Here is a 7,275-nt window from a genome sequence, read left to right as displayed (position 1 = left end):
GTATACAATGAAATCGTCTTGAGCCATGCGGATTTGGATGCCCGTTCCAATCAAGTGGCAAACTATCTGGTTGGGGCCGGAGTCAAGCCCGGCGACCGGGTGGGGCTCTGCCTCGACCGGTCAATCGAAATGATCGTGGTCCTGATGGGCATCCTCAAAGCCGGAGCCTCCTATGTTCCGCTCGATCCCGCCTATCCTGCGAATCGTCTTTCAATGATGGTCGAAGATGCCGGAGTGCGATGCCTGTTTACCCATGCGGGCCACGCACAACTTTTTTCAAATGCGCTAGTTTGGGAAAACATTTCCGGTCAGGTGGAACGAATGCCTTTAAATCCGGTCGAGGTCGCCATTGCTCCCGAAAGTGTGGCCTATGTCATTTTTACGTCCGGATCGACTGGGCGGCCGAAGGGCATTGCCATGCCGCACCGGGCGTTGGCTAACTTGGTCGAGTGGCAACTGAAGCGCAAGACCTTCAAAATGGCTGCGCGCATGTTGCAGTATACAAGCATCAGTTTCGATGTCTCGTTTCAGGAGATCGCGACAACCATCGCTTCGGGAGGAACGCTTCACTTAATTTCAAACGACGATCGCAAAGATCCTCGCAAATTACTCGTCCAGTTAATCGAGCACAAGATCGAGCGGTTGTTTCTTCCCTATGTTGCGATGCGAAGCATTATTGAGGCGGCGCTAATGACGGGAACCTATCCGCAGCAGCTTAAGGAAATCATTACCGCAGGCGAACAGTTGCGGGTGGATGGCGCGGTGCGCGACTTCTTTTCCCGCATTGATGGAGCATCGCTTGACAATCAGTATGGCCCATCTGAAACGCACGTCATCACCGCTCATTTACTGGAAGGCGATCCGTCTTCGTGGCCGGATCTGCCCAGCATTGGGACGGCGATCGATAACTGCGCAACGTTCATCCTCGACGAACAAATGAATCCGGTGCCGGACGGCGGCGAGGGGGAGCTTTATTTAGCAGGCCGCAATCTGGCCCATGGTTATATCGGGCGCGATGACCTCACGAAGCTGGCGTTTGTCGAGGCCCCCGCCAGTATCGACGGGTATGCCACGCTCTACAAGACGGGCGACTTGGCAGCGTATAACCATGATGGATCCATCGAGTTCCGCGGGCGCAGTGATCACCAAATCAAGGTGCTGGGCCACCGCGTCGAACCTGGCGAGATTAACAATGTGGCAGCCCGCTTCCCGGGAATCGGTCAGTGCCTAACGCATGCCTTCAAAAGTGATGACGGTGTAACGAGGCTCGTCGCATATTACACGGTTTCGGAAGGGGGGGCTGTTTCATACGACGGCCTTCGGGTGCATTTGGATGCGCATTTGCCCGATTACATGGTGCCGGCATTCCTGATTGAGCTGGCGGAAATTCCCTACACCCCGAGCGGCAAGGTTGATCTCCAGGCGCTACCAAAACCGTCCATCGAAAATAGTCGGTATGCCAACGAGTTGGTTGAGTACAAAACCTCGACCGAAGAAGGCCTTGCGAAAATCTGGGGAGAGTTGCTGGGCTTTGGGCAAGTGCCGCGGTCGGCCGATTTTTTTGAGTTGGGCGGTGATTCGCTGCGTGCGGTTACGCTGTTCCTGAAAATCCAACAACGTTTCGGCAAGGAATTACCGCTGGCGGTGCTAAGCCATGCGTCTACGCTTGCCGAGCTGGCGGCGGAGATCGAGGGCAAAAGCAGCGCACCCGACCTGTCCCGTTTCCGGTCCTTGCAGATGATCCAAAAGGGCAAAGAAGGGGTTCCGCCGCTGTTTCTCATTCATGGCGGGGCTGGCAATGTGCTGATCTTCTCGGAGTTGGCCAAAAACCTTGGGGCGGAGCAACCCGTCTACGCCTTCCAGTGGTCGGGTTGGGATGGTAATCCCGGCGATATGACCATCCCGGAAATGGCCAAGGCCTATAAGACAGAGTTGTTGGGTTTTTATCCGGGAGGGACGTTCCGGCTGGGCGGCCATTGTATCGGAGGCTTTATCGCCATTGAACTCGCCCGGCAGTTGAAGGCCGAGGGAATCGCCTTCGACGGACCGTTGATTATCAGCGACTCCCCGAACATAAAATCCAAGGCCTATGTGCGCCGCGATCCGGCGGAAGGCTCGGGGCTGATGGCCGCTTTTAACGAAATGCGAAGCGAGCTGTTGACCCGTAAAATGACGGAAATGGACGTCGCCAATCTGCCGGGGAATAATTCCGGCGGAATGAAGGCTGCGATCAAGCGCTCGCCGCTGTATGGCCTTGCACGAATTGCCCGGACCCAGATCCGATTGCTTAAAATGCATCGGGCCGCCGAACGGGGATGCAAGGTGCCGATGGATGCCCGTTCGTTCTACTGCGGGCAAATGATGCACTGGGCATTGCGGAAGTACAAATGCCATACCTATGATGGTGACATCTTGTTTTTCCGTTCGGGAGCCCACGGACATGAAATGCACATCGGGGGGTGGTGGCGCGATACCTTCCTCGGTTGTTCGGAAATATGCTCGGGCAAATTCAATGGCCATATCTTGGGCGGCGGGCATGATGAGATTCTCAAGCGCCCCGAGCTGGCTCAACACGTGCGGAAGACATTCAGTTCCTAGGGCTTTCTTCAATGCGTCGTTCCTCGATATTTGTTTCGTTCTTGGTGTACTTCCTCCTTGTGGCCTATTTCGGGTTTAGACCGTTTCGGTTGTTGCCCCGACTTTTCAGTGAAAGGCAGCCCGTTGCGCTAGAGGATGCCCGTGGAGGACGTCAGCTAAGATCGCGGTTGAGGGAGACTGGCTGTCTCACGTTAGCCGCCCGGATCGCTACGGATTCGATGGATCAGTTTGGCCCTGCCCGGATCATCACGTTTTCCAGAAACACGCTCTGCCGAAACTTTACACTGGGGCAAGAGGGCGATGCGCTTGTGTTCCGGTTGAGAACATCGTCGACCGATCCAAACGCGGTTGATCCGCACCTCCAAGTCCCAGGAATTTTCACGAGTGCGACGCTGAGGGATGTCGCCGTTTCCTACGATGGGGCCAAGGTGCGGTTATATCTCGATGGGGTGCTCCTCTCGCAGGAACTGGCCCTCTCCGGCAATTTCGATGGTTGGGGACGTAATCACTTGCTCCTGACCGGAGACGAGCCGACCGGCGAACGACCGTGGCAAGGTAGCATAAGCGCTTGTTCAATATACGACCGGGTATTGGATCCGTCGGAAGTCGTGTCGCTTTCGAGGGGGATATTGGTTCCCGGAGCCGTCTACTCCTTTCAAAAGGGAAAAAGCCCGGGCATGCGTCCGCTCAGATATCGGAATCTGTTCGTGTTTGCCGATCCGGTTTTCTCATGGACGGATTGCATCGCCAATGTTGCGGCATTCATCCCTTTGGCTCCGCTAATGTTTTTTGCGTTCCCTTCGCGTTCTCGGCGGAGGCACCTTGTCTGGATTGTCGTTGCGTCTATCCTTGTTGGAATGATGGCAAGTGGAACCATTGAGCTCTCGCAAAGATGGATTCTGGGCAGGATTCCGTGCTTGCAAGATTTGGCATACAATCTGTTGGGAGCATTGCTCGGATCACTTTTCGTATGGATGGGAGTTCGGGGATTTAATCAAGGAGAGAAAGCATGAGAATCATTATCGTGGGTAATTTGGGGTATATCGGTCCAAGTGTGAGCGCCCGGTTCCGATCGAGCTTCCCGGATGCGGAAATCATCGGATTCGATATCGGCTATTTCGCACACAGCCTAAGCAATGCGGCCTTCCTGCCCGAAATCAGGCTGAATCGCCAGATCTTCGGCGACATTCGCACCTTTCCTGAAGCGCTGCTCGAAGGCGTTGATGCGGTGGTCGATCTTGCCGCCATTTCGAACGATCCGATGGGCAACCGGTTCGAAGAGGTCACGATGGATGTCAACTACCGCGCCGCGGTTCGGCTGGCCGAAATGTGCAAGCGCAACGGGGTGGCCAAGTTTGTCTATGCGTCGAGCTGCAGCATGTATGGCGAAGCCAGCGAATATCCGAAGAAAGAGGAGGACGAGCTGAATCCGCTAACGGCTTATGCGCGCTCGAAAGTGGCGGCCGAAAAGGATCTGGAACCGCTGGCCGGCGATGGCTTCACCGTCACCTGCCTGCGCTTTGCCACCGCCTGCGGATTTACCGGACGCCTGCGGCTCGATCTGGTACTGAACGATTTTGTGGCCGGTGCGCTGGTCAATAAGGAGATTGGCATTCTCAGCGACGGCACGCCCTGGCGGCCGATGATCAACACCAAGGATATGGCGCGGGCTTTCGAGTGGGGCGTGTTGCGCGACCCGGATAACGGCGGGGAATTCCTGGCGGTCAACACGGGGTGCAACGAGTGGAACAACCAAATCAAACCGCTGGCCGATGCCGTGGCGGCGCAGATCCCCGGTGCGTCCGTCAGCACCAATCCCGACGCGCCGCCGGACAGGCGTTCCTATCGCGTCAATTTCGATCGATTCAAACAACTCGCTCCCGATCATCAACCAGCCTGGAATCTGGAAGACACCATTGCCGATTTAAAGTCCAATCTCGAAGCCATGGAGTTCAACGACCCGGACTTCCGCCAATCCCAGTTTATTCGGTTGAAGGTGCTGGCGCGCCATATGGCCGAGGGGCGCCTTAACGAAAAGCTGGAGTGGATTTGATGAAGCACTCCGCATGCCCCAACTGCCGCAAAACGGATCTCGAGGATTTCTTCACCATCCCAAATGCCCCGACGCAAAGCCTCGTAACCATCAAAAACCGCGAGGAGGCGCTGGCCATTCCGCGCAAGGATATCGTTCTGACGTTCTGCAATTCGTGCGGATTCATTTTCAACAGCGAGTTCGATACGACGATCGACTACTATACGCAGGGATACGAAGACCAGCAGGGCTTCTCGCCGACCTTCGTCAAGTTTATCTCCGGGGTCGCTCAGCGGTTTATCGATCGCTACGGCATCCGCAACAAGCAGGTGGTTGAGATCGGTTGCGGCAAGGGCGATTTTGTTCGCCTGATGAGCAAGCTCGGCAACAACACAGGTATCGGCATCGATCCGGCCTATGTACCCGGTCGCGGCGAAGAAGTTCCGAACGTCACTTTTATCAAGGAATTCTATTCCAGCGATCACGGCGATATCGAGGCCGATTGCATCACCTGCCGCCACACGATGGAGCATATTCACGACACGATCGGAATCATGGAAACCGTGCGAGAGTCCTGTCGCGATAAACAACCGGTATTGCTTTTTGAAGTGCCGTCGATTGTGCGCATTCTCGATGTTCAGGCGTTCTGGGATATCTTCTACGAGCACTGCTCCTACTTTAGTCCGGGATCGTTTGCTCGCCTCTTCCGGCAAAGTGGTTTCGAGGTGCTGGACATGTATCTGGAATACGACAACCAGTATCTGTTTATCGAGGCCCGCCCGGTTGCAACGCCTTCGGAGAAGATTCATCCGCTGGAGGAATCCGTCGAGGAGCTGAAGGCGAAGACGAAGCACTTTGTGGAACAGATCAATATCCAACTTGGCGGGTGGCGCGAACGCCTCTTGCGCTTCAAGGCCGAAGGCAAAAAGGTGGTTGTCTGGGGAGGGGGCTCCAAGTCGGTCGGCTTCCTGACGCATTTCGCCGATCTCGACGCCATCGAACACGTCTGCGATATCAATCCGCATATGCAGGGCAACTTCATCCCCGGTATTGGCAAGCAGTATGTCGGTCCCGCTTTTCTTGAAACCTATCACCCCGATGTGGTTATTGTGATGAACTCGGTCTACCTTGACGAAATCCGCAACGATCTGGCGGGCCGCGGCCTCCATCCGGAAATGCTGGGGCTCTGATTGTCGATGCGCACGGTTTCTGTCACGGATGGCGTAACGGATGAGGGCCAGGAGTCGTTTCGGATCCAAACGGAGCGGGCGGTCTACCTATACCAAAAAACAGGTTGCGCCTTTTCCAGCTTGATCGATCGCGACGGGAACGACTGGATCGGTTACAAGCCGAAGGGCGGCCCGAAAGGGCACTACCGCGGTATTCCGAACATGGGATACGAAACCTTTGGGCATCCCGGCTACGAAACAGGGCGGTCGGAACTGGTCACCGATTCGCCCGATCTGGTGGAAGTCCGCTCGTCAACCGCGGATGGCGCATGGGAGGTGGAGTGGAAAATCCGCTCCACCCATGCAACCATGACGGCCCATAAAATCGCCGCTCCGGTTTGGCTGCTCTACGAAGGCACTCCGGGAGGAAAATTCAACCCCAAGACCCAGTTCATGCTTTTTTCGGACGGAACGCGGATGGCCTGTTCGGAGACTCGCCGTGCGGAATCGCCCGATCCGAAATGGGTGGCGTTCTGCGATCCCAAAACCAAGCGCAGCCTGGTGTTGGCGTATGACGGATCGGACTCCTTTGTCGATACCTATTGGCCGATGGATGGCAAGGGCGGCATGACCGTGTTCGGCTTTGGCCGGACCGATACCGATGGTTTTGGTTTTTACATTAAGACGGTGCCCTTCTCTTTGTCTTTTGCATTGGTGGAGAGCGTTTCATTTGAGGAAATCGCCGCCTATGTCGGCAACTACCTGCCCGTCCGGGGCTAGGCGGAGGAGGACCATCATGGCAGCACAAACAGTAGACTATCTGGTCATTGGCGGCGGCATCATCGGCGTGAACATGGCGCTGCATCTGAAGCGCCGAAATCCCGGTGCGTCCGTCTGCGTCGTGGACAAGGAACCGGAACTTGGCTTGCACGGCAGCGGCCGGAATTCGGGCGTGCTGCATTCGGGGTTCTACTATACGTCCAACAGCCTCAAGGCCCGCTTCACGAGGGACGGCAACGCGGTCCTCAAAAACTATATCCGCGAACGCAACCTCCCGCTCAACGAATGCGGCAAGCTGGTGGTGGCCAAGGACGAGTCGGAACTCGCGACGCTCGACGAGCTGCTTAAGCGCGGGCACGCCAATGGCGTCGAGTTGGTCAAGATCACGGAAAAAGAGGCCAAGGAAATCGAGCCGCGTGTCAAAACCTGCCAATACGCGCTGTGGAGTCCCAACACGGCAACCTCCAGCCCGGTTCCTGTGCTCGACGCCTTTCGCAAGGATGCGGAGGATATGGGGATTCAATTCCAGTGTTCGGAGCCGTTCGTGAAGTGCCGGGGGAATCGGGTGTGGACCAAGACGTTGGCGTTCGACGCCGGCTATGTCGTCAATGCCGCCGGGCTCTACGCCGACCGCGTGGGACATGCCTTTGGCTTTGGAAAAAACTATGCAATCCTTCCGTTCAAAGGGCTCTACCT

The 7,275-nt window shown here is 56.2% G+C and carries 6 protein-coding genes; all 6 read left to right on the top strand.

The features are described 5' to 3' along the window. The coding region (locus ABYO54_RS11745) for an amino acid adenylation domain-containing protein (protein WP_372808443.1) at nucleotides 1–2,598 on the top strand (2,598 nt) is incomplete at its 5' end. An 11-nt stretch (nucleotides 2,599–2,609) separates the two neighbouring features. Continuing rightward, a complete protein-coding gene (locus ABYO54_RS11740) occupies nucleotides 2,610–3,611 on the top strand; it encodes a LamG-like jellyroll fold domain-containing protein (RefSeq protein WP_372808442.1) in 1,002 nt (333 codons plus the stop codon). Continuing rightward, complete coding sequence (locus ABYO54_RS11735; protein ID WP_372808441.1) at nucleotides 3,608–4,651, top strand: NAD-dependent epimerase/dehydratase family protein; 1,044 nt, start codon at nucleotides 3,608–3,610, stop codon at nucleotides 4,649–4,651. Before ABYO54_RS11740 ends, ABYO54_RS11735 begins: the two co-directional genes overlap by 4 nt. Continuing rightward, nucleotides 4,651–5,820 (top strand): class I SAM-dependent methyltransferase, encoded by a 1,170-nt coding sequence (locus ABYO54_RS11730; protein WP_372808440.1) that lies wholly within the window; start codon nucleotides 4,651–4,653, stop codon nucleotides 5,818–5,820. Before ABYO54_RS11735 ends, ABYO54_RS11730 begins: the two co-directional genes overlap by 1 nt. A gap of 6 nt (nucleotides 5,821–5,826) precedes the next feature. Beyond that, a complete protein-coding gene (locus ABYO54_RS11725; protein ID WP_372808439.1) occupies nucleotides 5,827–6,579 on the top strand; it encodes a hypothetical protein in 753 nt (250 codons plus the stop codon). A gap of 16 nt (nucleotides 6,580–6,595) precedes the next feature. After that, nucleotides 6,596–7,275 (top strand): NAD(P)/FAD-dependent oxidoreductase (locus ABYO54_RS11720; RefSeq protein WP_372808438.1); only part of this gene is annotated, 680 nt, incomplete at its 3' end.

It is taken from the genome of Pontiella sp. (assembly GCF_041622395.1).
Taxonomy (GTDB): Bacteria; Verrucomicrobiota; Kiritimatiellia; order Kiritimatiellales; family Pontiellaceae; genus Pontiella.
Note: the sequence above shows the minus strand (reverse complement) of the source record. Positions and strands in the feature narration are given on the sequence as shown.

Bases quoted from the DNA above. Each gene is read 5' to 3' on its own strand.
- ABYO54_RS11735 (WP_372808441.1), top strand. From the start codon at position 3,608: ATGAGAATCATTATCGTGGGTAATTTGGGGTATATCGGTCCAAGTGTG.
- ABYO54_RS11730 (WP_372808440.1), top strand. From the start codon at position 4,651: ATGAAGCACTCCGCATGCCCCAACTGCCGCAAAACGGATCTCGAGGAT.
- ABYO54_RS11740 (WP_372808442.1), top strand. From the start codon at position 2,610: ATGCGTCGTTCCTCGATATTTGTTTCGTTCTTGGTGTACTTCCTCCTT.
- ABYO54_RS11725 (WP_372808439.1), top strand. From the start codon at position 5,827: ATGCGCACGGTTTCTGTCACGGATGGCGTAACGGATGAGGGCCAGGAG.